The 2,304-nt window shown below is 76.0% G+C and carries 2 protein-coding genes and 1 pseudogene; 2 read left to right on the forward strand and 1 reads right to left on the reverse strand.

The genetic code is table 11. The annotated features are described in order from the left end of the window. A pseudogene (locus G5C65_RS35690) lies at positions 1-242 on the reverse strand (hypothetical protein); the annotation flags it as partial. A 67-nt stretch (positions 243-309) separates the two neighbouring features. Between G5C65_RS35690 and G5C65_RS35695 the strand changes: the two are divergent. After that, positions 310-1,014, forward strand: a complete 705-nt coding sequence (locus G5C65_RS35695) for a response regulator transcription factor (protein WP_165303206.1) — start codon at positions 310-312, stop codon at positions 1,012-1,014. Next, the coding region (locus G5C65_RS35700; protein ID WP_165303207.1) for a sensor histidine kinase at positions 1,011-2,304 on the forward strand (1,294 nt) is incomplete at its 3' end. The genes G5C65_RS35695 and G5C65_RS35700, both read left to right, overlap by 4 nt.

Consider the following 2,304-nt stretch of genomic DNA (forward strand, 5'->3'; position numbering starts at 1 on the left):
GCCGAGGGGGAGCGGGACGGCTTCGGGCGGTGCGTGGAGTCGGCACTCGGCTGCGCACGGGCACTCGGCTCCGCGGCCGGCACCGTCGGCGGCGCCTCGGACACCGGGAGGGCGCGCGGAGGCGCGTAGTCGGTGCCCGCGAGCACCGTGTGCACCCCGAACCAGGAGAGCGTCACGGCGGCGCCGGTGGCCAGGACCCAGGCGCCGACGTGCACCAGACGCGCCCGATGCTCCCGTCGCACCCCCGTACCTTACGGCTTTCCCACCTGAGGGCTCTTGGTGACGCGGGCATGTCGTACGGTGCAGCGCATGGCACATGTGCTCGTGGTCGAGGACGACCAGTTCGTGCGCTCCGCTCTCATCCGGCACCTGACCGATGCCGCGCACGCCGTCCGCAGTGTGGGGACGGCGCTGGCGGCGCTGCGCGAGGTCGCGCAGGTCGGCTTCGACGTGGTCATCCTCGATCTCGGCCTGCCCGATCTGGACGGCGCGGAGGCGCTGAAGATGCTGCGCGGCATCACCGACGTCCCCGTGATCATCGCCACCGCGCGCGACGACGAGGGGGAGATCGTCCGGCTGCTCAACGCCGGAGCGGACGACTACCTGGTCAAACCCTTCTCCGTGGACCATCTCTCGGCGCGGATGGCGGCCGTGCTGCGCCGCGCCCGCGCGACGGCGCCCGGCGGCGACGGCGCGGGCGAGGAGGTGGTGCGGGTGGGCGGGCTCGCCATCGACCCGCTGCGCCGCGCCGCCGAACTGGACGGCGCACGCCTGGACCTGACGCGCCGTGAGTTCGACCTGCTGTGCTTCCTGGCGCGGCGGCCCGGCGTCGTCGTTCCGCGCCGCGAGCTGCTCGCCCAGGTGTGGCAGCAGTCCTACGGCGACGACCAGACCATCGACGTCCACCTCTCCTGGCTGCGCCGGAAGCTGGGCGAGACGGCGGCCAGCCCGCGCTATCTGCACACGCTGCGCGGCGTCGGCGTCAAACTGGAGCCGCCGGGAGGGGCGGGATGAGATGGGCGCTGGTGAAGGTCTGTCTCGCCGTCACTGCCATGGTCGTGGTGGCCTTCGCCGTTCCGCTCGCGCTCGTGGTCAAGGAGACGGCGCGGGACCGGGCGTTCTCCAGCGCCGAGCGGCAGGCGTCCGCCATCGGGCCCGCGCTGGCGATCACCACCGACCGGCAGCGGCTGCAGCGCGCCGTCGCCAGCGCCCAGGCGGGCGCGGACGGGCGGATCGCCGTGCACGTCCCGGCCGTCACCCGCGAGGACGGCGGCGCGCACCCGGCCTTCCGGGTCGGCGAGCCCCGCGCGTCCCGCGAGGCCCTGCGCGCCGCCCAGCGGCAGGGCCGGGCCTCCCGGGCCGGCGTCCCGGGCGGCTACGCGCTGCTCCAGCCGACCGCGGTGACCGGGGGCAAGGTGGCGGTGGTCGAGGTGTTCGTACCGGACGACGCGGTCACCAACGGCGTCGCCACCTCCTGGGTGCTGCTCGCGGGCGTCGGGCTGGCGCTGATCGTCGTGTCGGTCGCGGTCGCCGACCGGCTCGGCACCCGGCTGGTGCGCCCCGCCGAGCAGCTCGCGGGCGCGGCGCACGAGCTGGGCGAGGGCAGGCTCGGCGTGCGGGTTCCGGAACAGGGGCCGAAGGAGCTGCGCTCGGCCGCGACGGCGTTCAACTCCATGGCCGATCAGGTGATGCGGCTCCTGGCGAACGAGCGGGAGCTCGCCGCCGACCTCTCGCACCGGCTGCGCACCCCGCTCACCGTGCTGCGGCTCAACGCCGCCTCGCTCGGCGAGGGGGACGCGGCCGAGCAGACCAGGGCGGCCGTGGGCCAGCTGGAGCGCGAGGTCGACGACGTGATCCGCACCGCGCGCGAGCAGCGCGCCCAGCTGACGCGCGCCGGGGACGGGGGCGAGGCCGCCGCCTGCGACGCCGCCGAAGTGGTCCGCGAGCGGATGGCGTTCTGGTCCGCGCTGGCCGAGGACGAGGGGCGGGAGGCACGGGCGGCCGGGGTGGACGGCCCGGCGCGGGTGCCGGTCGCGCGGGCTGAACTCGCCGCCGCGGTCGACGCGATGCTGGGCAATGTCTTCCGGCACACGGCTCAGGGGACGGCGTTCGCGGTGGATGTGCACCACGGCGGGGCCGCGAGCAACGGGGTGATCGTGCTGGTCTCGGACGCGGGGCCGGGCATCGCCGACCCGGAGGCGGCGCTGCGGCGCGGGCACGGGGACGGCGGGCCCGGCTCCACCGGGCTGGGCCTCGACATCGTGCGCCGGGTGGCGGAGTCGACGGGCGGGGATGTGCGGGTGG

The organism is Streptomyces boncukensis, assembly GCF_011045075.1.
GTDB classification, from domain to species: domain Bacteria; phylum Actinomycetota; class Actinomycetes; order Streptomycetales; family Streptomycetaceae; genus Streptomyces; species Streptomyces boncukensis.

Coding starts and splice junctions, on each gene's coding strand:
- G5C65_RS35695 (WP_165303206.1), top strand. CDS start 310: ATGGCACATGTGCTCGTGGTCGAGGACGACCAGTTCGTGCGCTCCGCT.